Genomic DNA, 223 nt, shown 5'->3' with positions numbered 1-223 from the left:
CTCTATACCCCACCACTACAATAAAAAGAAGTTACCCTCACGGCAACTTCTTTTCCATATACCCCACTTCGTATTCACTAAAATATATCAGCGATTTTTCAAATATATCGACGATTTCTACACTTTTATCGGCGATTTTTTCATTATATCGACGGTTCGACACAGGATATCGACTTACCGACATTCTTCGACAATCAAAGCGCACAACATACCCTATCCCCCA

At 39.5% G+C, this 223-nt stretch carries 1 protein-coding gene; it reads right to left on the bottom strand.

Annotation, left to right across the window (positions count from 1 at the left end; translation table 11 throughout):
- Positions 1-37: 37 nt before the first annotated feature.
- Positions 38-223 (bottom strand): hypothetical protein (locus MR147_RS26990; RefSeq protein WP_313897184.1); only part of this gene is annotated, 186 nt, incomplete at its 5' end.

Origin of the sequence: Bacillus cereus group sp. BfR-BA-01350 (assembly GCF_022663775.1) — a bacterium.
Lineage (GTDB): Bacteria > Bacillota > Bacilli > Bacillales > Bacillaceae_G > Bacillus_A > Bacillus_A paranthracis.
The sequence above is the reverse complement of the archived record's forward strand: the minus strand, read 5'-3'. Positions and strand labels throughout refer to the sequence as shown.